The organism is uncultured Algibacter sp. (assembly GCF_947487605.1).
Lineage (GTDB): Bacteria > Bacteroidota > Bacteroidia > Flavobacteriales > Flavobacteriaceae > Algibacter_D.
On record NZ_CANKXK010000009.1, the window covers coordinates 89,369 to 113,308 of the forward strand.

The following is a 23,940-nucleotide window of genomic DNA, read 5'->3' on the forward strand; positions in this document are numbered from 1 at the left end:
TAATTATGAAGATAGCTCAAAAAATATTGGCGCTTGTGGGATTATTAAGTTTATGTCTCTTATTTATTTTTGCCCTACAAGATGCTCCTACCGATGAAAATTTTGAAAAAAAATTAATAAACGATTATAATGTTTATGCACTTCAAGTGCCTGAACATTTAAACTTTGCTGGCGAGGCTATGCCACTTCAAAATCCTGATATTTTGGAGCGCATGGATAGAGAGTTATTGGTCAATACTTATTGGCAATCTAACGGCTTATTAATGTTTAAACGTGCTAAAAAATATTTTCCAATTATTGAACCAATTTTAGCCAAGTATAACATTCCAGATGATTTTAAATACTTAGCTGTTATAGAAAGCGGATTGACAAACGCAGTGTCTCCAGCAGGGGCTAGAGGTGTTTGGCAAATTATGCCAGCAACAGGAAGAGAAAATGGATTAGAGGTTAATAAAAATGTTGATGAACGCTATCATATAGAAAAAGCAACTGAAGTGGCTTGTAAGTATTTATTAAAATCCAAAGAAGATTTAGGTTCATGGACACTAGCTGCCGCTGCTTATAATGCTGGTAATGCAGGAGTTTCAAGAAGATTGAAAGAACAAAATGTATCTAATTATTACGATTTATTATTAGGAGAGGAAACGGGACGTTACTTATTTAGAATAGTAGCTTTAAAAGAAATTTTATCTAACCCTAGTAAATATGGTTTTAATTTTAGAGATAAAGATTTGTATAGTAAAGTTCCAACATACAAGGTTGAAGTCGATACGGCAGTAACAGACTTTACCCAATTTGCTGGAAAATTTGGAATTAATTACAAAATATTAAAGCTGCATAATCCCTGGTTAAGAGAACCACATCTTAATAATAAAACTAGAAAGCCATATTTAATAGAAATCCCAGAAGATGGCTATTATGATTTAGCAAGTAAATAATTATTTACTTCTTCTTTTTTGCTGTCTTAACGATCCACCTGCACCGTAATGTTGATTTGGCATTTGAGCACGCTTCATATTGTCTTTCATCATTTTTATTTGGTCAGCTAGCATGCCTTGTTTATCAAGTTTTTGAGCTTCAGATAAAAGTTTCTGTGCTTCCTGTTTTCTTCTCTTAGAAAAAGCAATACCAGACAAGTTAAGTTTAGCCATTGCTAAATCGTGATCCATAGATAAGCCTAAAGAAATAGCTTTTTTAAAGTATTTCTCAGCATCATTCATATTACTTTGAGAAACCATAATACCATGCAAATAGTTATAATAACCTTGTTGTTTTCTAACTAAAGCAGCTTCAGGGTTTTTTATTTTATTTAGCCATTTCTTAGCACCATCAAAATCTTGCTTTCGCAACCTTAAAAAAGCAAGTAAAATAAATTCATTTTTAAAATAAAGAAAAACGAAAATTAATGATAGAAAAATAAGCATGATACCATTTCCAATATATCCTTCAGAAAATTGATAAACTGCAAAAGCAATAATACCAGCAGCTATGATAAGTTTTATTATTTTATTGTACATATTTATAAAATTTGAATGGTAAAAAGTAAGCTTTAAGCAACCAAATGCGCTATAAGTTTAATTTTGATTGCAAAGAAACTAAATTTTTACGAAAAAATTGATATTAACTAAGAACAAATAAATTGGCTTTAGCCCAAATATATAGGGGATTTGGACAATGTTGACTGAGTAAAAATTTTATTAAAATATTTTTAATAAAATGATTTGCAAAGTAATAAAGGGTTTGTATATTTGCCCTCAGTTTTGGAGAAGCACCAAACTAATTATAATAAAATTACAATTCAGTTATTAAAGATATAAGATAATGAGTAAAAGAACATTTCAGCCTTCTAAAAGAAAGAGAAGAAACAAACATGGTTTTAGAGAAAGAATGGCTTCTGCTAATGGTAGAAAGGTATTAGCGCGTAGAAGAGCTAAAGGAAGAAAAAAATTATCTGTGTCATCTGAAACAAGACATAAAAAATAATGATTAACAATTGTTGATAATTTAAAGGTGTTACTTAAGTGTAACGCCTTTTTTTATATCTACTGATTGCTATTTTTGTAACTCATTAAAATACACCAAATAAACAGTAAAAAATGCCAAAAAATCCTAAACTTAAATCGATTCTAATTATTGGCTCAGGGCCTATTGTTATTGGACAAGCATGTGAATTTGATTATTCAGGCTCTCAATCATTAAGGTCACTCGCAGAAGATGGAATTGAAACGATTTTAATTAATTCTAATCCAGCAACAATTATGACAGATCCAACTATGGCAGATCATGTTTATTTGTTGCCCCTTAATACAAAATCTATTATAAAAATTTTAAAGGAGCACCCACAAATTGATGCGGTTTTACCAACTATGGGAGGACAAACAGCATTAAACTTGTGCATAGAAGCAGATGAAAAAGGTATTTGGAAAGATTTTGGAGTTGAATTAATTGGTGTAGATATTAATGCTATTAATATTACAGAAGATAGGGAACAATTTAGAGAATTGATGGGTAAGATAGATGTTGGTATGGCACCTCAAGCTACAGCTACTTCTTTCTTAAAAGGAAAAGAAATTGCTCAAGAATTTGGCTTCCCGTTATGTATTAGAGCTTCTTATACGCTAGGTGGTGCTGGTGCTGCAATTGTTTATGAAGAGGAAGATTATGATAAATTATTACGCAGAGGATTAGAGATTTCTCCAATCCACGAAGTGATGATTGATAAAGCAATGATGGGTTGGAAGGAGTATGAATTGGAACTGCTTCGAGATAAAAATGATAATGTTGTAATTATTTGTTCTATTGAGAATATGGATCCTATGGGAATTCATACGGGAGATTCAATTACGGTTGCTCCAGCAATGACATTAAGTGATAAAACGTATCAAAAGATGCGTGATATGGCTATAAAGATGATGCGTAGTATTGGAGATTTTGAAGGCGGATGTAATGTGCAATTTGCAGTTAGTCCAGACGAAAAAGAAGAGATTATTGCTATCGAAATTAATCCACGTGTATCGCGTTCTTCAGCATTAGCAAGTAAAGCAACAGGGTATCCAATTGCTAAAATTGCTACTAAATTGGCTATTGGTTATACTTTAGATGAGTTAGATAATCAAATAACAAAATCTACTTCTGCTTTATTCGAACCTACATTAGATTATGTAATTGTAAAAATACCACGTTGGAATTTTGATAAGTTTGAAGGTTCAGATAGAACATTAGGTTTACAAATGAAAGCCGTTGGAGAGGTTATGGGAATAGGGCGTTCTTTTCAAGAAGCATTACATAAAGCAACGCAATCTTTAGAAATTAAAAGAAACGGTTTAGGAGCAGACGGGAAAGGCTATAAAGATTATAATCAAATTATAGATAAGTTAACAAATGCCTCTTGGGATCGTGTATTTGTTATTTATGATGCCATTGCTATGGGTATTCCACTAAGTCAAATTTATGATATCACAAAAATTGATATGTGGTATTTAAAGCAATATGAGGAATTATTTCATTTAGAAAAAGAAATATCTAAATATACCATCGATACGCTAGACAGAGATTTATTGTTGGAAGCCAAGCAAAAAGGTTATGGAGACCGCCAGATAGCACATATGTTGGGTTGTCTAGAAAGTCAAGTATATAATAAAAGAGACGAATTTAACATTCAGCGTGTATTTAAACTCGTTGATACATGTGCCGCAGAATTTACAGCAAAAACACCATATTACTATTCAACTTTTGAGAACATGGTTGAAACACCTTCTGGTGAAAAATATGTACACAACGAAAGTATTGTAAGTGATAAAAAGAAGATTGTTGTGTTAGGTTCTGGACCAAATAGAATTGGTCAAGGTATTGAGTTCGATTATTGCTGTGTTCATGGTGTTTTAGCAGCAGCAGAATGTGGTTACGAAACTATTATGATTAACTGTAATCCAGAAACGGTTTCTACCGATTTTGATACAGCCGATAAATTATATTTTGAACCTGTTTTCTGGGAGCATATTTACGACATTATTCGTCATGAGAAACCTGAAGGCGTTATTGTTCAGCTTGGTGGGCAAACAGCTTTAAAATTAGCTGAAAAGCTAACCAAGTATGGGATTAAAATTATAGGTACTAGTTTTGAATCTTTAGATTTAGCTGAAGATAGGGGGAGTTTCTCTAGATTGTTGAAAGAAAATAATATTCCATATCCAGAGTTTGGAATTGCAGAAAATGCAGACGAAGCTTTGGCTTTAGCAGATGAATTAGATTTTCCAATCTTAGTGAGACCGTCTTATGTTTTAGGAGGTCAAGGGATGAAAATTGTAATCAATAAAGAAGACCTAATTGAAACTGTAGTAGATTTATTAAGAAGAATGCCAAATAACAAACTTCTTTTAGATCATTATTTAGATGGTGCTATAGAAGCTGAAGCTGATGCTATTTGTGATGCTGACGGAAATGTTTACATCATCGGAATTATGGAGCATATTGAGCCCTGTGGAGTTCACTCAGGAGATTCAAATGCTACCTTACCAGCGTTTAATTTAGGAGATTTGGTAATGCAACAAATTATAGACCATACAAATACTATTGCAAGAGCATTAAACACAGTAGGTTTAATAAATATTCAGTTTGCTATTAAAGATGATATTGTGTACATAATTGAAGCAAACCCAAGAGCGTCAAGAACAGTTCCTTTTATAGCTAAGGCTTATAAAGAACCTTATGTTAATTATGCAACTAAGGTTATGTTGGGAGAGAAGAAGGTAACAGATTTTAATTTCAATCCTCAGTTAGAAGGTTATGCCATCAAGCAACCCGTATTCTCCTTTAATAAATTTCCAAATGTTGATAAACGACTAGGGCCAGAAATGAAGAGTACAGGAGAAAGTATCTTGTTTATAGATAGTTTAAAAGATGATGAGTTTTACGACTTATATTCTAGGCGAAAAATGTACTTAAGTAAATAATAGAGGCTGTCTAAAAAGTTTTATAATTTGATTTGTCAGGTTGAGCCTGTCGAAACCGATATTGATTATCTGTAAGTTAAAAATATTTCGACAAGCTCAATATAACATCAAATTTGCTTTTTAGACACTCTCTATTTCTTTTTAAGCTCAAAATTAAATGCGACTTCAATGTCTTCTGCAATTTTACTACTCACAATTTTTGGGATTTTTATATCAAATTCTGATGCTTTTGCCTTAAAGGTTCCTGTCATATTTATAATGTCAGCTTCTTTAGATATAGACACAATTAAATTCTTAATTTGTTTTGTTTTTCCATGAAATGTAAGTTCTCCATTTAATTTATAGGTTGCCTTGTTTTTTAATTTTGGAATATCAAAATCTAAGATTTTTCCCTTGAAAGTTGCTTTAGGAAATTCATCAGATTCAGCATAGTTTTCATTAAAATGTTCTTCCATTAAAGCATTTTTAAAACGAAACCCCTTAACAAGAATTAAAGCTGCGAATTCTCCATTTTCAGTGTTAATAATTGCGGTTACGGCATTGTGCTTTGCTTTAACTTCCTCAAACGAAGGAACAGACGCTTCAAAAGAGACCGCACCTGTTTTAGTTAAGTATTTTCCTTGTGCGAATGTGTTAAAGCTAATAAAAGCTAAAATGTATAATAGATTTTTCATAGTTACTTTATTTAACTTTTTAGTTAAATCAAAAACACTGCCAAATTTAATTTTCTAAAAGACCATCATCTTTCCATTTTTCTATTAGATCAATTTGAGTTTGAGATAAGGGGGAATTTGGAGAAGGAGGCATTCTGTTACTAGTGCTTTTAATTCTAGAAATAATATTGTTAACTCCATTTTTTACTTGAGTATATGTTGTGTAACTAGTGGGACCAGGGTTCGGTGGATTTCCATGACATTGAATACAGTTGTTGTCAATAATACTCTTTATATCAGCGTCATAAGTAACTTTGACCATTGGATCTGGGTCTGGGTCAGGATTTTGATTGGATAAATCATCACTGCTACTACTTGAGCAGTTAAACATTAGGGCAATTACTGCAAAGCCCAGAATTAAGTTTTTAATGTTCATAGCATATAGTATTTAAATTAATTTTTCATAATTAAAAAGTTCGACTTAAGTTAAAACCGAAATAAAAAACGCCTTCGCTCCAATCGCCTTCGCCTTGTCCTAAAAACCCGTTGGTATTCATAGCTTGAGCATTGGAAAAATGCATTTGGAATACGTGGCCTCCAGTTTCTAAGTCAACTCCAATAGACAATGGATTTTTAAATGGTGAATTACTTGCTCTATTAAGATGCAAGCCATAATCAGCATTTAGAGACCAGCGTTTCCCTAATTTATAGCGCCCACCAAAACCCAGTGCAAATTGAGAATTGTCTTGTTCATCTACTATTACAAAATTATCATGAAAGAACGTTGGAGCTAATTGCAATGTTAAATCAGTATTTATTTTTCTCGAAATAAGTAGTTGCGCTGTATAACCTAAGCGGTGTTTAAACTCTAAAAGAGGCCAGGTATCTTTGTCCAATGCAGTATTTACTAAAATGGCATTAAACCCAACTACGGTGAAAGGGAAGCCGTTTTTTTCCTGTCTAAGCAACCTGTATTTGGCAGTTATATCATAGACTTTAAGAAGGGAACTTCTTGAAACGCCAATGTTAATGGCATCTGTAATTCCATAAACAAAGTTTAATCTGGTTACGGCGTTGTCTAAACCAAAAAAATCGTCAATGCCATTTTTTACACTTCCAAATCTGTGTGAAACAATAAAATTTAGTTCTTTTTTTGCAACTAGTTTGGTTGATTCAAAGTTTACAATTTTTAAACCTTTAAAGGCGGCTGTTTCGTATTGGTTACCTGTAGAATTTGAATCTATCTCATCTAGTAAATCATCTTGAGAATAAGTAAATATTGGTAAGCATATTAAGAAAACGAGTAATTTCATCATATTATGAATATGTTAAGTTTTACTAAAATAGCAATTATTGTTTAATAAAGCGTTTGCTAACTGTTTTCCCAAAAGCCGATACTTTTATTAAATACAAACCAGATTTCCAGTTTGAAATATCGACTTTGGAGTTTATAATATTTTCAGAAGTGTAAACAGCTTTACCTAAAATATCATAAATAGTAGCTCTAGATTGCTTAATGTTTTTTGGAAACTTAAATTGAATTAATGTTGCTCCAGGGTTTGGGGAAATTCTAAATTCACTCAAGGTAAGTTCTTTAGTACTTAGAGTACTTTCCCAAAAAGTAGATCCATTTTGAGATCCGTCTCCATTATATTGATAAGGAGGAGTAACATTAACGGTTGTTCCTGCTGTCCAAATACCCTTAGCCACGGCTACGGGTTCTCTTTGATGACCAGAAGTAACCCATTGCATGTAATCTTCCATAGCACTTGATGAACTAAAAGAGTTAGTATTGTAAATTCCAAGTTCTCCATTGGTATTATCTAATCCTGAAACCCAAATTACAGTTACTTCTTCATCTGGAGAAAGTAAGAAATCGCCAGATCCTACTATTGAAGTATCGCTAAACCTATCGTATTGAGGAAAATCGCATAACCAATAATTGGTAATATCGACTGTTGATGAGCCGAAGTTCTTTACTTTAACAGTAATATCATTAGTCGCTGGGTCAACCATTATTGACCTTATTTGTGCATTTAAAGTGAGAGCGAAATTTAATAAGGCAAGCAAAAAAAATAATGTTGTTTTCATAGCTGTAAAATTTAGTTGTTTAATATAATACACTGGTCTAGTTTGACTTGTTCCAACAAATCGTCAAAACCGATTACCCGTCCTTTAATTGTTATTTCGGAGTTTACTCGTAATTTAGTTTCTAAAGAACCTTCGAATGAACAGAAAACTAAGTCGTCGATAGTTAGGCTACCTTCGCTTAACTCAGTTATGTTTCCAGCGATTTCAACAGTATTATTTAAAAATTTTTCTTCGGAAGCGCTTAAATTTTTTAGAAAAGCATTGCTTATATCGGTTGCTGTTAGTGTGTACTCTGCTTTTTCTAATTTTATATTCCTATGGTCTTGATATACATATTGGTATACAAAGATTCCAATAATGACAACAAAAAATAAAATAAGCCATTTACGCATGATTGGAGAATATTAGCACATATTTTCAGATCCAAATACCAATCAATACATTCTATGTGAAGTTTAATGTGTTTAGGGTCGTAATTAATTAAGTAACCTTACAATTAAATATTAATTTTTGCATTATGTAGTTTTATAATCTCCAAAAACTCATCAATCTTAAATTCTGAAGATTTAAATTTGCTTGTTCGGTGTTTGGCTTGTTCTTGTCTGGTTATACTTCTTGCAAAACGCCTAATTGCCTGTTCCGAATCTAAAATGATACCTGGAACTTTGGCATTTTTGCCATTTTCATCTTTGGCTACCATAGTAAAATATGAAGAGTTACAGTGTTTTGTTTCTCCTGTTTGAATGTTTTCCGATTCCACTCGTAACCCAATAACCATGGAAGTTTTTCCTGTATAATTTACCGAAGCTTTTAAGGTAACTAACTCCCCAACTTCAATCGGGTTTAAAAAATCAACACGATTTACAGAGGCGGTTACACAATAGTTTTGCGAATGTTTTGAAGCGCATGCAAATGCTATTTGATCCATTAAGTTTAATATATGTCCGCCATGAATTTTTCCACTAAAGTTGGAGTGGGACGGAAGCATTAATTCGGTAATAGAAACTTGAGATTCTTTTGGGTGTTTAAACATGGGTTTATGTAAGAATATTAAATAAAATACCAGTAATTATGGCAATTCCAAAACTAATTAAAGTGCCTATTAAAATGTACTCTGTGAGTTGCCTGTCTTTTGATTCTTTTAAATCTCCAAACCTAAAAACAGATTTAGCTGTAATTAGAAAACCAACAGCTTCCCAATGATTTGAAACTATAAAAATGAACACTAAAATACGCTCTAAAATACCAATATATTTCCCTGCATCCTTGAGTGATTGGTTATTTTTAGTGAGTTTTGAAATATTCCACTTTAAAAAAATGGTTTTCATAATTATGGACACTGGTATTGTTAAAAACAATAAACAGGTAAGGAGTAATAAGTTGTTTTCAGTGAAGTTTATATCGAATATAGATGTGTTTTTTGAAAGAAAATAATAACATCCAATAATGACCAAAACATGAAGCAATTGGTCTACAAAAAATAATATTCTTTTTGTTTTTTTCTTTTGAAATATAAGTTTGATGCCATCAATGATTAAATGAGAAACAGCAATAATAGTTATAATTGGCCATAAAGATATATCCCAAAGCAGCAATGTCATTAAAGCTGCATGTATTAAAACATGAAGATAAAGTTTTGGAGATTTTAATTTTTTCTTCTCTTTTTCTTTAACCCAACTTTCAGGTTGAAGAAAAAAATCACCTATGAAATGCGCTAATATGAGTTTTATTAGAATCATAATAAAGTATGTATTTTTTGTCTATACATTAAATCTAATTCCTTAATTTCATCTAAGTGAGCTCGTTTTTGTCTGGTGCTTATCGCATTTTGATTAATACCTATAATTTCACCAAGTTCACTTTGTAGCGCATTAGGATTTTCGATACTTAACTTAACAATCTCTGCAGAATTTTTAGTCCAACTATCCATAAATACAAGTGCTAACTTAAAATATAAGTTGAGTTCTTCATCTATATTAAAATTACTAGTTTTAATACGTAAATTTTGTTTTTCTTTTTTCAAAGTTTCTAAGGTTTCGCCAGAAAAGACGAAGGCATTTCCATTAGATTCAGTCACATTTTTGCCTTCATAAGTTTTATCACCTATACCAATGGCTAAGCGAACATCTAGCCCGCGAATTGATTTAATACAAGCTTTAATATAAACTGCGGCTTGAAAGCTTTGGTACCAATCTCGTATTTCTATTTGAAAGCTGTCGCCTCGATAAATTTCCCAATAGATTTCATCTGAACTTAAATTAGATAATGTGCGTTTTAATATATTTATCCATACCTCAGCGTTAATTTGAGTTCTAGATTTTATAATATCTCCTGTAATAACACTTGTAATCATAATATCACGTTTTTGTGTGATAAACAAATATATCATGTTTTTGTGTGATAAACAAATATATCATGTTTTTATGTGATAGTATTGGATGATAAGTTTTTGCTTAATAAAATAGATTACTCATCTTCTTCAGCGCGTTTTATAATGGCTTCAGGAAGCGATTTCTTAGCTTTAGCTCCCATTTTTTTAAGCTTTTCAACACTTGTAATAAGGTTGCCTCTACCATCAACAAGCTTGTTCATAGCTGCAGAATAATCACTTTTTGCAGCATCTATTTTTTTGCCAACACCAGTTAAATCAGTAACTAACCCTTCAAATTTATCGTAAAGAGCTCCAGCTTGTCTTGCTATTTCTATGGCGTTGCGCTGTTGTTTTTCGTTATTCCACATGGTATCAATAGTACGAAGCGTTGCCAGAAGGGTAGAAGGTGTTACAATCACAATGTTTTTTTCAAAAGCTTTGTTGTAAATAGCGTTATCATCATTTACAACTATAGCGAAAGCAGGTTCAATAGGAATAAACATGAGTACAAAATCTGGTGATTCAATATCATACAAATCTTGATAATTTTTTTCAGAAAGTTGGTCAACATGTTTTCTAATAGAATTTACATGCGCTTTTAAATATTGAGGTTTATCAGCATCGTCAGCATTTACTAATCGTTCATAATCAGTTAATGATACTTTACTGTCAATAATCATCTTCTTACCGTCTGGTAAATGCAAGACTACATCTGGTAAAACGCGAGAACCATTTTCAGTTGTAAAACTTTGTTGTACAAAATATTCTCGGTCTTTTTCTAAACCAGATTTTTCTAAAACCCGTTCTAACACTAATTCCCCCCAATTCCCTTGCATTTTACTATCGCCTTTTAAAGCGCGAGTTAAGTTGGTGGCTTCCTTAGTCATTTGTTGGTTGAGGTCTTTTAAACCTAATAACTGCTCTTTTAAAGCAGAGTGCATACTAATACTTTCCTTTTGGGTTAAATCTACTTTTTCTTCAAATGTTTTAATTTTTTCTTGAAGCGGATTTAAAATGTTCTTTATGTTTTCTTTATTCTGAAGCGTAAACTTCTCAGATTTTTCATCTAAAATTTTAGTAGCCAATAATTCAAAGTCTTTTCGTAATTGTTCTTGACGTTCTTCAAGTTCTTTATCGCGTTTTAGGTTTTGCTCTTGAAGATTTTCGTATTCTGAATTTTTTCTTGCTAATTCGGTATTTAAAAATTCTTTTTCTTTTCTAATATCTTCACGTTCATTTTCAATCTTGCTGAGGTTTTGTCTTAACTCTTCAATAGTTAATTGCATTTGGTTTTGACGTTCCTCTAAAGTACTTTGTTCGCTTTTGTTTTTCAATTTTGAAAAATAATTACCTAAGAAAAAACCGATTGCTGCAAAAATAATAGCAGCCACAATTATGATTAAGTTGTCGTTCATTTTTTGTAAAAGAAGTTTAACCAAATATAAATGGTATTATTATCTCTAGCAAAGATGTGAAGGCGTAAAGTATCAACATTTTCTAAAATCTATTGTTTTACTGAAATATACAGAGATTTACAGAGATTTTTAATTTTGTTAATTTATCTGAGAGACTTTATGTAATCTTTATGAAATCAGTGGAAGCTCATTATTTTTTAACCCGAAAACTCCCTGTTTTCTCATCAAAAGCAATTAAATCTTTTGGGAATAAAGTTTCAAAAGTACCTTTTGATATCAAATTACAAGGTGTATCTGAAACCACTTTAGTGTCAGTCATTACAATTAAGGTGTCACACAATTGAATGGCTAAATCTATTTCATGTGATGAAAATAGAATGGTTTTTCCAGTTTCTTTGGCTAATTTTTGAAGCAGTTTTAAAATATAGGCTTTATGATACATGTCTAGATGTGTGGTAGGCTCATCTAGAATAATCAAATCGGTATCTTGAGCAAGGGCACGAGCAATCATTACTTTTTGTAATTGACCATCACTTAACTCAAAGCATTTTTTATCTTTTAATTCTAAAATATTGGTTTGTTCAAGGGCACTATGTGCGATATCTAAATCGGTTTTAGAAAGTTTTCCAAACCAATTAGTATAGGGTTGTCTGCCTAAAGCCACCAATTCAAAAACCGATAAGTTTTTTGAAGCTACAGGCTCTGTAAGTACTAGACTCATCACTTTTGCTAAATCGGTTGGTGCGTATTTTTTTAATGCTGTATTATTTATAAAAATATCACCTTCTAATGGATTTTGCACGTTAGTTAACGTTCTTAAAAGCGTAGATTTTCCAATACCATTTGCTCCAATTAATCCAACTAATTCACCTTGTTTTAGTTCAATATTAATATCTGATGCTACAATGGTTTTTAATTTTTTTGTAGCATAACCAATAGTTAAATCTTTTGTTTTTAAAATAATATTTTGGTTTTTACGCGCCATTAAAAAATCATTTTTCGTTTTTTAACTAATAACCAAATTACAACCGGAGCACCAACTAACGAGGTTATAGCATTAATGGGTAAGGTATAATCGCTATTAGGTAATTGTGAGATGCTATCACAGACTAACATAACTATAGCACCAAGCAAAAAAACAGCTGGTAATAATATTTTATGGTTTGAGGTATTAAAGACTTGCCTTGTTATATGTGGAATAGCCAAACCTATAAATGCGATAGGGCCTGTAAAAGCGGTAATAGTTCCAGCTAATAAGCTTGTTGAAATTATAATAATAAACCGACTTTTTTTGATGTTTAACCCTAGACTTGTAGAATAGTTTTCACCTAGAAGTAATGTGTTTAATGATTTTGTAGCGCTTATAGCAAGTAAAATACCAATGGTGTAAATAGTGAATAGTACAATAACATCTTCCCAAGATAGGTTTCCTAAACTGCCAAATCCCCAAAATATATACTGTTGTAATTGTTCTGCAGACCCAAAATAGGATAATACACTAACTATAGCCGCAGTAATGCTAGCAAACATGAGTCCGATAATTAATATAGCCATGGTATCTCTTAATTTTAATGATACAGCTAAAACAGCTAATAGTACTAAAAAACTACCTAAGCTTGCTGCAATTACAATGCCCCACTTTGAGATAAAAAGTAACCCCAAAATACCACCAAAAATACTAGACCCTAAGATGATTAATGCTACACCTAAACTAGCACCAGAACTAATACCTAAAACAAAAGGACCTGCTAAGGGATTTCTAAATAAGGTTTGCATTAATAGTCCAGAAACCCCCAAACCAGAACCAACAATAATTGCAGTTATGGCTTTTGGTAATCTATAGTTTCTAATAATATGCTGCCAAGTTTCTTGCTCAGTAGCATTTCCAATCAGGCTATTGAAGATATCTTTAAAAGGAATAGATACAGAACCCAAACTGATGTTTATAAAAAAACAAAAGAATAGAATTGCTATAAGAATAGCAAAGGAAATTTGGTATGTATCTTTATTAGGCAATTATTCTAGAGGTTTGAAGAAATAAGGTTGATAATCATTTAATAACTGTGGATGGCAAATTTTAATAATATCTTTTAAAACTAAATCGGGTCTTGTCATTCCTAATTCGTAATATAAAACGCCTCCCGTGTTTCCTGTTATATTAGTAAAGGTATAGATATTTTTATTTTGAAAAGCGTCAAACATGCTATGGTTTTGATTACCATTTTTTAGGGTTTCTAAACTTTGATAATTTGAAGGATTTAACCAAATATCTGCATGTTTTGCTTTTACAAAAACCGATTCAAAATTTAGCTTTAAACTTCCAGAGCCCTCTGTGTTACTCCAAAGATAATTTACATTGGCATCTTTTAAGAGTTTTGCTTCTGTACTTGTACCATTAGGTAAATACCAAATATCGCTGTGCATAGCACCACTTAAAACTGTAGGTTTAGTGGTTACATTTTGCGCTAATTTTTTAGCCTCTAAATAATCGCTTTCAATTTGTTTAAAAATAGAATCGGCTTTAGTTTCTTTATTAAACAGTACACCAAAAAATTTAATCCATTCTGCCTTAGCTAAAGGAGAGCTTTCTACCCAATCGCCATTAAATACTACAGGGATACCAGATTTTTTTATAATTTCTAAAGAACGATTTCCTCCATCAATACCAAAGCCAACAACTATGTTGGGGTTTAATTCTAATAATACTTCAGTATTAAGTCCTTCGTTTTTACCAAGTTCTCTAATATTTCCATTATCTATTAGGTTTCTTATAGTTTTAGATGATATATAATCTGTCCCAGGAAATCCAATCAGTGTCTTTTCTGAATTTAAAAGTTCTAAAGCAGGAAGATGTGTTGTAGAAGTCACTACAATTTTTTCAATAGGCGTTGTAATAATACCATCAAAAATATCTTTATCAAAAGTAGTTTTGGCGGCATTTTCTTTACTAATTAAAGCATATTTATAGGTTTGCGTTGCATTAGGCCAAGGTTTTAAAATTTTTAAAATTTTGTAATTTTTAAAATCAATTATTTCAAATCCGTTTGCGTGTTTTAATATTAAGCTTTCTCCATTTTTTGAAGTATCTATGCTATGATTTTGTTTCTCCTTACAACGGAATAAACAAACACATATTAAAACAATAAAGATCTTATACTTCATAAGGTTATGTGATATTTGTCACTTTTAATACTGCTAATCATAGCTAATTTTGAAAAAAAATAAAACTATGCGAGACGGTTCAAATTTAACAATATATATAGTAGCTGGAGTTATTATAGCACATTTTCTTATTGGGTTTATTTATCTCATTTATAAAATGAATAAGAAAAAGTAAAGTTTACATATCAACTTTTGTTAAAAAAACATCTACTTTTGCATCGAATTTTGGTTCTTGTTCAATTTTAATTGAACAGATTAAAAGGGAATCAAGTGAAAAGATTGACAATTAACGATTGATAATTTTTGGAATATGAATTCTAAAATTAAAAATAAAGATTCGTCACTCTTCATTCTTGAACTGTTCCCGCAACTGTAAGTTTATGCTCAGCTTAATTGAGCACCTTTTTTAAGGATGTTATTAACTTCAATACCACTAGCTTTATGCTGGGAAGGTTTATTAACATAAAACAAGTCAGGAGACCTGCCATTTTCAAAACAAATAAGTTAAACTTTCGGGATAAAAGTTTGCGTATGATAATCCATGCGATTCTCGAGTAATTATTCATTAAAATGAAAAAAACGAATGTTTTTGGCATCCTATGTTTAGGATTCTCATTGGTTGGTTTTGCACAAAAGCAAAATGATTCAACAAAAGTAGAGCAACTTGAAGAAGTTGTTATTTCAGATTCACGATTCAAATTAAAACGTGAAAATTCTGGTAAAACAGTTATTAAAATTTCTCAACAGGAAATTGAAAGAAACCAAGGTAGGACGGTTTCAGAATTAATTAATACTAAAAGTGGTATTGAGGTAAATGGAAGCAGAAGCGTTGCTGGACAGAATATCTCTAGCTTTGTAAGAGGTGGTAACAACAGGCAGGTTTTAGTACTTATTGATGGTATTCAAATTAATGACCCTTCTTTAGTGTCTAATGAATTTGATTTAAGGTTAATAGATTTGAATACTATAGAATCTATTGAGATTATTAAAGGTGCTGCAAGTACACTTTATGGAAATGCCGCTGCTACAGCTGTAATAAACATAACAACTAAAAAATCGAGTAAGGATGAAATTTCTGGAAGTTTTTTAACCGTTGTTGGTACAAATCAAACTCAAGATGATTTAAACTATAATGGTTCTAGTTTTACAAACAATGTGTCTGTAAACGGAACTTTAAATAAGTTTACATATTTGGCAAGTTTTGGTAATAGTTTTGTTGACGGGCTATCTGCAGCTAAGTCTGACAATGCAGAAAAAGATGCTTTTTCCAGATATAATACGAATTTGAAATTGAGTTATGAATTCTCAGATAGTTTTGAAATAACTGCTTATGCAAGTTTAGATAAGTTTAAAACAGATATTGATGGATTTCCTCCACCAACTTACACTTTTGCAGATACTAATGATGAATATATTTCTAAACAAAAGCGGGTAGGTGTATCTCCTAAGTTTGAATATGAAAACGGAAGTTTTCAAATAAATGCGGCTTACACTAAGATTGATAGAGAAACTATTTCTGATTTTGGTTCAACTAATGAAGCAGATAGTTATGTAATTGATGCTTTTAATAAATATAATTTTAATGACCAGTTTTTTACTATTGTTGGTTTAAATTATGGGGATTATAAAAGTTTATTTACCGAAGAAGAAAGCTTTATAAATACAGATCCGTATTTAAATGTGGTTTATGTATCAGGTTTTGGATTGAATATCAATGCTGGAGGTAGATTGAATAACCATAGCGAATATGGTTCTCATCTTGTTTATAATTTAAATCCGTCGTTTAGCATTCCAGTAAAAAAAGGATATGCAAAAATATTTAGTTCTTATGCAACCTCTTTTATTGCACCAAACTTGTCTCAATTATTTGGTTTTTTTGGAGCAAATCCAGATTTAGAGCCTGAAGAGAATCAAACTATAGAAGGAGGGGTAGAGTATAATACGAAAAATGGATTTCGTTTAAGTGGTTTGTATTTTAATAGAAATGAGGAAAATACGATTGTTTATGGAAGTGCTTATGAAAATGCTACTACTGACGCTACAGTTCATGGTGTAGAAATTGAAGCTCAAGTTGATTTGATTAAAAACGTATCAATTTCTGCAAATTATACGTTTACTGAAGTTAAAGATGGGGTGCGTTTGAGAGTCCCTAAACATAAAGCTAATGCTAGTTTGGGTTATGATTTTTGTAAAAACACTTTTGCGTCATTAAACTATCAGTTTGTTGGAAGTAGAACGGATACTAATTTTTCAACATTTGCAAACGAAGATTTAAGTGCTTATTCTTTAATTGATTTATATTTCAGTCATAAATTAATTAAGAGTAAAGTGAAGCTTTTCGCAAATATTTCTAATTTATTAAATGAAGATTATTTTGAAATCCTGGGATATACCACAAAAGGAAGAAATGTGAGTTTAGGGTTGAATCTTAATTTGTAGATTTCAGACCTGTTAGGTTTTTAAAACCTGACAGGTCTTTTTATTTTGGGAGTAAATCGCAATACCAAACACCGTATTTTTCAGCACTTGTTTTACATACAGTATCATCATCTGTTTTAGGCGTATCATATTCTCGATACACTTTTTCTCCAATAGTAAAATCAATTGGGTTTTTAAATATAGGGCCATCAAAACAAAAGGTATGAAACTCACCGTTTTCGCCACAAGGGTCAACTTCCTTGGGTAAATTATCTATAAATTTTTTGTCTATTATTGTTCCCACAAAGTCTTCATTAAAGTATTTAGAATTGGCGCATACAATAATCGTTTTAAAGCCTAAATCTAAAAACTCATTTAAAAGTGCTTTGGTATTTCGTTTCCATAGTGGATATACAGAAGTCAAATTTTGTTTTGCTAATTGTTTGTCTCTATAGGCTCTTAAATCTTCAAGGAAAATATCTCCAAAAGCTGAATGTGTAAAATTATCAGATTTTAATCTTAAAACAACTTCGGTTATTTTTTGTTCATAAATAGCCATACTAGGCATTTCTGGAAGTTCTATTAAACTAGCAGGAATGTTAAGTGCATCAGTTTGAGCAATTAATAACTCTTTTCTTAAACCATGCATGGAAACACGATTGTAATGGGAATTTATGGTTGTAATTAGTTCATCAACAGAATAGTTGTTATTCTGTAATAAATGATATAAGGCTAAAGCAGAATCTTTACCAGAACTCCAGTTGAAATAGGTTTTGTATTTATTCAATAATGAGTCTTTGTATAATGGCTTTAGGAAATTCTCTATCATCAATTAATTTACCTCCAGATAAACTAGCGTTTTCAAACGAATCCAAAATGCCTAAGCTGTTGTTTTTGATTTTACTAGATTTTCCTGAACCTGTAATTTCTCCAATAGCCTCAGCTAAGAGAGGTTCATTTTCATCGCCTAAAATCCCAAGGTTTGTTCTAGTTTCGCTTAAAGGAGTATTAGGTTCAAGACCATTAAAAAAGTCTGTGTTATCATTTACATTAGAGAATTTAAATACTAAAGGTTGAAGTGCATAAGTATGATTTGGGTTAGCTCCTTGGCGTTTAAAATCTGGAGAGTCATAAATTGTAAACGACCCTTGATATTTACCTCTGGTATTTTGTCCAATTTGCACTACATCAATATAGGGCTCTAAAGCATTAATTACTAATTCACTTGCAGAAGCACTGTTGCGAGTTGTTAGGAAATAAACTTTAGTTAAATTAAGACTGTTTAAAGTTAAACCATCTTCATTATCAATAAATCGATCCAATAAAAACTCAGGGTCTTGATCTTCAAATAACGGTTGCAATTCACTGTTATATAATCTTTTATTAAGTACTTCACCCGTAAATTGACCTGTAATTAAACTTGATAATAGTATTGCTTTAGTGTTAAAACCACCGCCATTATAGCGCAAGTCAACTACTAAGTCTGTAACTGAAGCACTTTTAAAAGAGCCAAATGCATCGTTTAATTCAGAAGAACTTCCATTAAATCCATTATACATGAGATAGCCAATGGTTTTACCCCCAACATTTAATACTTTACTAACATGAATGGGGTTTTCTATAAATTCTTCTTTTACGAGAGTAATACTTTGATTCAAAGGTGTTACAAAATCATCAGCTGTATCTGGCGTTCCGTTAGTATTATAAGTTCCTAAATCTAAGCTAAAACTATTTGCATTAAGTAAAGAGTAATTATTATCTATAGGCGAATTATAAAATAATTCTGTTCCATTTACAGCATAAAAAATATCGCCTCGCTTTATACCTTTATCATCAGCATCACTTTCTGGAAAAACGTATAGAACAATCCCATATCTTACGGGGTCATTATCTGATCGACTAATAAAAGTGTATTGCATACCAGAAGTAAGCCCTCTAGCATTTAAAAAGTCATCATTTGCAAAATAGTCATCTGTAATCCAACTAAATTGGTCTATTGTAGGCCTATTATATATTAAACTTTCAAATAATTCTTCCGGAGAGGAAAAACTATTTAAATAATCTGCATATTCACCGTTATTAGAGAAACGATCGTTTGCAAGATTAGGACTATTATCTTTATATAGGTAAAAGGCATTCATACCTTTCCATACAAAATCGTTTATTTGGCTTGCAGTAATGGTATTATCATCATTGTCTTCAAAGCAACTTGTAAATAAAAAACAAGTAACAATCAAGACTAACAGTGCTTTATAATTTTTCATAGCTTTTTCTATATAAAGTTTAGTCTTTAAAACCCTAAATTTACTTACAATATTGTGCAATTAAAAATTTTTGTAACAAAATACATAGTTGTTCGTCGTAATATCAAATAGCAATAACTAAGCTGTTTTATTAAACCAAACCAAAAATGACTCAAAGCGAGTTTTTAAATATTGTAATGCCTTTTAAAGATAAGGTCTTTAGATTAGCAAAGCGCTTATTGGTTTCTACCGAAGAAGCTGAAGATGCGACGCAAGAGGTGCTGTTGAAATTATGGAATAACAAAGCTAAAATTGCAGAGTATAAAAATGTAGAAGCATTTTCCATGACTATGACAAAGAATTTTTGTTTCGATAAACTTAAATCTAAACAGGCACAGAATTTGAAAATTGTACATAGCAATTATGAAGACAAACAAACGGCATTACAAAAACAAGTTGAATTAAATGATAGTGTAAGTTGGGTAGCTAAGATTATTGAAGACTTACCAGAGCAACAAAAATTAATAATTCAATTAAGAGATATAGAAGAATACGATTATGATGAGATTGCAAAAATGCTAGATATGAATAATACAGCAGTTCGTGTAAACTTATCTAGAGCAAGAAAAACAATAAGAGAAAAATTAACTAATACACATAATTATGGTATTAAATAATATAGAAAAATTACTAAAAAAGTACGAAAACGGCGAAACAACTATTAAAGAAGAGCAAGTGTTGAAAAACTATTTTTCCAGCGACACTGTAGCACCTCATTTAGAAATGTACAAACCTATGTTCGACTATTTTTTGGTAAACCAACAAGAACAATTTACTAAAGACATTCCGTTAAACACTAAACGTATTTTTAATTACAAATGGATTTCTGTCGCTGCAGTAGCGGTTTTAATGTTGGGGTTTTATTTTAGTAATTCATTTAATAGTGATCTAGGCACTTATAGTGAATCTGAAAAAGAACTAGCTTATAATGAAGTTGTAAAATCTTTAGAAATGATTTCTAGTCATTTCAATAAAGGAACTTCAACTGTAGGATATTTAAATGAAGTTAATAAAGGAACTTCGGCTTTAGGATATCTAAACGAAATAGATAATACAACAAGTATAATTTTTAAGAACTAATTAAATCAAAAATCAAAAAATGAAAACTTTAAATAATTTAAAAACAAGAACAATGAAAAATAGATTAATAGTTTTGGTAATGGCAATTATGTTATTGCCAATAACAGGAATGGCTCAAAAAAGTGTTTTTGAGAAGTATAGCGATAGTCCAGATGTTACATATGTAAATATTAAGCCTAAAATGTTTCAAATGCTAGCAAAAATGGGTGTTAATATAGACGATCCAGAAGCTAAATCATATATGGAAATGGTTAAAAGTATTACTAGCTTTAAAACCATAGTAACAGATAATAAAGGTATTTCTTCAGACATTTCTAAATGGGTAAAATCGCGTTCTAGCTCTTTAGAGGAATTAATGGAAGTAAAAGATGACGGTACAGAAGTTAAGTTTTATGTACAAGAAGGAAAAGATGCAGATCATGTAAAGGAACTTTTAATCTTTGTTAGTGGAATAGATAAAGCTATGAAAGGAAAAGGTGTTGAAATTAATGGTGAAAATCGTAGCATAGAAACCGTAGTAGTTTCACTTACAGGAAATATTAATTTGAACGAAATTTCTAAACTTACCGATAAAATGAATATTCCAGGAGGTAAGCATTTAGATAAAAAGGAATAATAACAATCAATCTTAAAATGAACAGTTGTGATATGCTGATAAGTAATTTCATCAGCATATCGTAATTGTCAATCAAAAAACAATCAACCAATGAAACAAATATTCAACTATATAGCTTCTATACTTTTAATAGCTACTATTTTTACTAGTTGTAACAATGGTCCAACTTTACAACGTTATTTTGTAGATAGCCAAGAATCTGCCAATTTTATTTCGCAGGATGTACCACTATCAATGGTTAAAATTGATGCTAGTGCATTTACCGAAGATCAAAAGGAAGCTTATAATTCAGTAAAGCGATTAAACTTTTTGGGTTATAGAGCAAATGAAAATAATGGAGCAACACTACAAAGTGAAATTGAAAAAGTAAAAACTATTTTAAGTGATGACAAATACAACGACTTAATGGAGTTTAGCGATAAAGGAAATAAAATTGTTGTGAAATATATTGGAGATGATGATGAAGCAGATGAGGTAATAATCTTTGGAAGTGCTAAAGAATTAGGTTTTGGTGTTGTACGCGTTTTAGGAAACAATATGAGTCCAGATAAAATGGTGACTTTGGTTTCAGCTTTAAAAGATGCGAATGTAGATGAATCTAATGTTCAGGATATTATGAATTTTTTTAAATAAATTATAGTATTAATGTTAATGAAAAAAGGGTTGCTAATTAGCAACCCTTTTTTTTATTCTTGATCTTTAGGAGTATCCTCTTTTTCTTGACCTTGGACATAAAGTAAATTACCTATTATAACAAGAAAAACAATTGTAAGAACCGTTAAAACAACAAAATTATCTAGAATGTTTAGTATTCCAGTTACAAAAATACCTGCCGTAAGAACGCCACAAAGTATTAATGATTGTTTATCGCTTAACATATTATATTCCTGTATAGTTGCTAGGAGAAATAGCTTTTAATTCTAATTTTATTGTATCAGAGACATCCAAAGTATCTATAAAATTAGAAATAGAAATCTGATTTATTTTTTCGTTCGTTCTTGTTAACCCTTTTAAAGCTTCATATGGATTTGGATAGCCTTCTCTACGCAATATTGTTTGTATAGCTTCTGCAACAACCGCCCAATTATTTTCTAAATCTTCAGCAAATTTACTTTCGTTTAGTAATAGTTTGCCAAGTCCTTTTAAGGTGGATTTAAAACCAATTAGTGTATGTCCAAAAGGGACGCCAACATTTCGTAATACCGTGCTATCGGTTAAATCTCTTTGTAGTCTAGAAATAGGTAATTTCGCAGATAAGTGTTCGAAAATAGCGTTTGCAATACCTAAATTGCCTTCAGAATTTTCAAAGTCAATGGGGTTCACTTTATGTGGCATTGCAGAACTTCCAACCTCACCAGCTTTAATTTTTTGTTTGAAATAATCCATTGAGACATAGGTCCAAATATCTCTATTTAAATCAATTATAATGGTATTAATTCGCTTCAAAGTATCAAACAAAGCTGCCATGTGGTCATAATGCTCGATTTGTGTGGTTGGAAACGAATGTTGTAAACCTAATTTTTCTTGTACAAAACTGCCACCAAAAGCTTTCCAGTCAATATTTGGGTACGCTACATGATGTGCATTAAAATTACCAGTTGCACCGCCAAACTTTGCAGCACTAGGTATATCGTTTAATAAATTAAATTGTTCTTCAAGACGCACTACAAAAACTTCAATTTCTTTTCCAAGTCGGGTAGGAGATGCTGGTTGCCCATGTGTTCTAGCTAACATAGAAATAGCTGCCCAGTCTTTAGATAAGGCCTTTAGTTTTTCTAAAACTATAAAATATTCAGGAACATAAATAGCGTTCATAGCTTCCTTAATACTTAAAGGAATAGCTGTATTGTTAATGTCTTGAGAGGTCAATCCAAAATGGATAAACTCTTTGTATTGGGATAAGCCTAAGGCATCAAATTTTTCTTTTATAAAATATTCAACCGCTTTAACATCATGATTGGTGACACTTTCAATTTTTTTAATAGCTAAAGCATCATCAGAAGAAAACGTTTGATATATCTTTCTTAAGGCATCAAAATGTGAACTGTTAACAGACTTAAGCTGAGGTAAAGGAACTTCGCAAAGCGCAATAAAATATTCTATTTCAACTAAAACACGATATTTTATTAAGGCTTCTTCAGAAAAATATGGAGCTAGTTCATTGACTTTACTTCTGTAACGTCCATCTATTGGAGAGATGGCATTTAAGGCGGATAACGACATAATTTTGTTTGATTTTTTGAAGTTGCAAAGATAGAAAAGAAAGTTTGAAGCACGAAGTTAGATGACCGAAGTTATTGCTTTTTAATCTTTTTTAAAATATGTCTAGCTCTTGCCTTAAATCCAGAACTTTGTATTTGGAAATCCCTTTCTAATATTAAAACTAATTCTGGATGAACCCAATCGTATTCTTTACCTAATAAAAACAGGGCGTTCATGGAGTAAGCTTTAGGAGCTATTTTCTCGTCATTTATCATAAAATCGAAACAGGTTTCTATAATGCGTTCTCTATGTGTTTCGGTTAATACGTTTTTAATGTTGTTGTTTGTTTTAGATGTGTAAGATTTGGCGAGAAACTCACATATTTTTGCTATTGGCCGAACGGCAGAATCCATATGAACGCGTTTCATGTTTTTAGTAAACATATTTAAATATGGGATTATAATTTCTATATCATTATTACACATAAATTCAAAAACCCAAGCAGCACGTGGCGATATTTTATCGTCTACCATAAAAAGAATGTCTAACAGCTTCGGAATTAAATCTGGATTATCCGTTACTAAATTTGCATAATACAAACGTTTTTCACGAGAATGGTTTACATAATTTAATTCGTTATAAAGTTCTGCTGTAGTCAAATCGATTTCATTATTTTT

At 31.2% G+C, this 23,940-nt stretch carries 26 protein-coding genes and 1 riboswitch; of the genes, 8 read left to right on the forward strand and 18 right to left on the reverse strand.

Annotated elements, in window-relative coordinates; translation table 11 throughout:
- Positions 1-5: 5 nt before the first annotated feature.
- On the forward strand, positions 6-938 hold the full coding sequence (locus Q0739_RS11300; protein WP_298238841.1) for a lytic transglycosylase domain-containing protein: 933 nt from the start codon (positions 6-8) through the stop codon (positions 936-938).
- Here Q0739_RS11300 and Q0739_RS11305 read toward each other — a convergent pair whose 3' ends face one another.
- A complete protein-coding gene (locus Q0739_RS11305) occupies positions 939-1,517 on the reverse strand; it encodes a DUF2892 domain-containing protein (protein ID WP_298238842.1) in 579 nt (192 codons plus the stop codon).
- 304 nt (positions 1,518-1,821) lie between these two features.
- On the opposite strand from Q0739_RS11305, the gene rpmH reads away from it, so the two are divergent.
- Positions 1,822-1,983, forward strand: coding sequence for a 50S ribosomal protein L34 (rpmH, locus tag Q0739_RS11310; RefSeq protein ID WP_027878648.1), 162 nt, complete (start codon positions 1,822-1,824; stop codon positions 1,981-1,983).
- A 113-nt stretch (positions 1,984-2,096) separates the two neighbouring features.
- Positions 2,097-4,952, forward strand: coding sequence for a carbamoyl-phosphate synthase large subunit (gene carB, locus Q0739_RS11315; RefSeq protein ID WP_298238843.1), 2,856 nt, complete (start codon positions 2,097-2,099; stop codon positions 4,950-4,952).
- A 131-nt stretch (positions 4,953-5,083) separates the two neighbouring features.
- On the opposite strand, the gene Q0739_RS11320 is transcribed toward carB, so the two are convergent.
- The 12 genes from Q0739_RS11320 to Q0739_RS11375 form a co-directional block, all read right to left on the reverse strand.
- Positions 5,084-5,626: a YceI family protein gene (locus tag Q0739_RS11320; RefSeq protein ID WP_298238844.1), complete on the reverse strand. Its 543-nt coding sequence runs from the start codon at positions 5,624-5,626 to the stop codon at positions 5,084-5,086.
- Between the two features lie 46 nt (positions 5,627-5,672).
- On the reverse strand, positions 5,673-6,041 hold the full coding sequence (locus tag Q0739_RS11325; protein ID WP_298238845.1) for a hypothetical protein: 369 nt from the start codon (positions 6,039-6,041) through the stop codon (positions 5,673-5,675).
- Positions 6,042-6,072: 31 nt separating this feature from the next.
- On the reverse strand, positions 6,073-6,921 hold the full coding sequence (locus Q0739_RS11330) for a DUF5777 family beta-barrel protein (RefSeq protein ID WP_298238846.1): 849 nt from the start codon (positions 6,919-6,921) through the stop codon (positions 6,073-6,075).
- A 34-nt stretch (positions 6,922-6,955) separates the two neighbouring features.
- Positions 6,956-7,696: a T9SS type A sorting domain-containing protein gene (locus Q0739_RS11335; protein ID WP_298238847.1), complete on the reverse strand. Its 741-nt coding sequence runs from the start codon at positions 7,694-7,696 to the stop codon at positions 6,956-6,958.
- 11 nt (positions 7,697-7,707) lie between these two features.
- Complete coding sequence (locus Q0739_RS11340; protein WP_298238848.1) at positions 7,708-8,088, reverse strand: hypothetical protein; 381 nt, start codon at positions 8,086-8,088, stop codon at positions 7,708-7,710.
- A gap of 104 nt (positions 8,089-8,192) precedes the next feature.
- Positions 8,193-8,729 (reverse strand): acyl-CoA thioesterase, encoded by a 537-nt coding sequence (locus tag Q0739_RS11345; protein ID WP_298238849.1) that lies wholly within the window; start codon positions 8,727-8,729, stop codon positions 8,193-8,195.
- Positions 8,730-8,733: 4 nt separating this feature from the next.
- A complete protein-coding gene (locus Q0739_RS11350; RefSeq protein WP_298238850.1) occupies positions 8,734-9,435 on the reverse strand; it encodes a DUF3307 domain-containing protein in 702 nt (233 codons plus the stop codon).
- Positions 9,432-10,049: a transcriptional regulator gene (locus Q0739_RS11355; protein WP_366140793.1), complete on the reverse strand. Its 618-nt coding sequence runs from the start codon at positions 10,047-10,049 to the stop codon at positions 9,432-9,434. Before Q0739_RS11355 ends, Q0739_RS11350 begins: the two co-directional genes overlap by 4 nt.
- A gap of 113 nt (positions 10,050-10,162) precedes the next feature.
- Positions 10,163-11,482 (reverse strand): DNA recombination protein RmuC, encoded by a 1,320-nt coding sequence (gene rmuC / locus Q0739_RS11360; RefSeq protein WP_298238851.1) that lies wholly within the window; start codon positions 11,480-11,482, stop codon positions 10,163-10,165.
- A 190-nt stretch (positions 11,483-11,672) separates the two neighbouring features.
- Positions 11,673-12,467 carry an ABC transporter ATP-binding protein gene (locus Q0739_RS11365; RefSeq protein WP_298238852.1) on the reverse strand — a complete coding sequence of 265 codons (795 nt, stop codon included), beginning with the start codon at positions 12,465-12,467 and terminating at the stop codon, positions 11,673-11,675.
- Positions 12,467-13,498, reverse strand: a complete 1,032-nt coding sequence (locus Q0739_RS11370; RefSeq protein ID WP_298238853.1) for an iron ABC transporter permease — start codon at positions 13,496-13,498, stop codon at positions 12,467-12,469. Before Q0739_RS11370 ends, Q0739_RS11365 begins: the two co-directional genes overlap by 1 nt.
- Positions 13,499-14,644 (reverse strand): ABC transporter substrate-binding protein, encoded by a 1,146-nt coding sequence (locus Q0739_RS11375; RefSeq protein ID WP_298238854.1) that lies wholly within the window; start codon positions 14,642-14,644, stop codon positions 13,499-13,501.
- A gap of 209 nt (positions 14,645-14,853) precedes the next feature.
- Positions 14,854-15,148, forward strand: a riboswitch (cobalamin riboswitch).
- 66 nt (positions 15,149-15,214) lie between these two features.
- On the opposite strand from Q0739_RS11375, the gene Q0739_RS11380 reads away from it, so the two are divergent.
- Positions 15,215-17,083: a TonB-dependent receptor gene (locus Q0739_RS11380; RefSeq protein WP_298238855.1), complete on the forward strand. Its 1,869-nt coding sequence runs from the start codon at positions 15,215-15,217 to the stop codon at positions 17,081-17,083.
- Between the two features lie 40 nt (positions 17,084-17,123).
- On the opposite strand, the gene Q0739_RS11385 is transcribed toward Q0739_RS11380, so the two are convergent.
- Together Q0739_RS11385 and Q0739_RS11390 are read right to left on the reverse strand one after the other, a co-directional pair.
- The gene (locus tag Q0739_RS11385) at positions 17,124-17,849 is read right to left on the reverse strand and encodes an adenine nucleotide alpha hydrolase (protein ID WP_298238856.1); all 726 of its coding nucleotides are present in this window, start codon (positions 17,847-17,849) and stop codon (positions 17,124-17,126) included.
- A complete protein-coding gene (locus Q0739_RS11390) occupies positions 17,842-19,326 on the reverse strand; it encodes a S41 family peptidase (protein WP_298238857.1) in 1,485 nt (494 codons plus the stop codon). Before Q0739_RS11390 ends, Q0739_RS11385 begins: the two co-directional genes overlap by 8 nt.
- A gap of 146 nt (positions 19,327-19,472) precedes the next feature.
- Between Q0739_RS11390 and Q0739_RS11395 the strand changes: the two genes are divergently transcribed.
- From Q0739_RS11395 to Q0739_RS11410, 4 genes are all read left to right on the forward strand, one after another.
- Complete coding sequence (locus Q0739_RS11395; RefSeq protein WP_298238858.1) at positions 19,473-19,982, forward strand: RNA polymerase sigma factor; 510 nt, start codon at positions 19,473-19,475, stop codon at positions 19,980-19,982.
- Positions 19,969-20,445: a hypothetical protein gene (locus Q0739_RS11400; RefSeq protein ID WP_298238859.1), complete on the forward strand. Its 477-nt coding sequence runs from the start codon at positions 19,969-19,971 to the stop codon at positions 20,443-20,445. Before Q0739_RS11395 ends, Q0739_RS11400 begins: the two co-directional genes overlap by 14 nt.
- A 52-nt stretch (positions 20,446-20,497) precedes the next feature.
- Positions 20,498-21,061, forward strand: a complete 564-nt coding sequence (locus Q0739_RS11405) for a DUF4252 domain-containing protein (RefSeq protein ID WP_298238860.1) — start codon at positions 20,498-20,500, stop codon at positions 21,059-21,061.
- Between the two features lie 90 nt (positions 21,062-21,151).
- Entirely contained in the window at positions 21,152-21,694 is a 543-nt protein-coding gene (locus tag Q0739_RS11410; RefSeq protein ID WP_298238861.1) for a DUF4252 domain-containing protein, read from the forward strand.
- 53 nt (positions 21,695-21,747) lie between these two features.
- On the opposite strand, the gene Q0739_RS11415 is transcribed toward Q0739_RS11410, so the two are convergent.
- The 3 genes from Q0739_RS11415 to Q0739_RS11425 form a co-directional block, all read right to left on the reverse strand.
- The gene (locus Q0739_RS11415; protein ID WP_298238862.1) at positions 21,748-21,939 is read right to left on the reverse strand and encodes a hypothetical protein; all 192 of its coding nucleotides are present in this window, start codon (positions 21,937-21,939) and stop codon (positions 21,748-21,750) included.
- Position 21,940: 1 nt separating this feature from the next.
- Positions 21,941-23,284 (reverse strand): adenylosuccinate lyase, encoded by a 1,344-nt coding sequence (gene purB / locus Q0739_RS11420; RefSeq protein ID WP_298238863.1) that lies wholly within the window; start codon positions 23,282-23,284, stop codon positions 21,941-21,943.
- A gap of 71 nt (positions 23,285-23,355) precedes the next feature.
- Positions 23,356-23,922 carry an adenylosuccinate lyase gene (locus Q0739_RS11425; protein ID WP_298238864.1) on the reverse strand — a complete coding sequence of 189 codons (567 nt, stop codon included), beginning with the start codon at positions 23,920-23,922 and terminating at the stop codon, positions 23,356-23,358.
- Positions 23,923-23,940 lie beyond the last annotated feature (18 nt).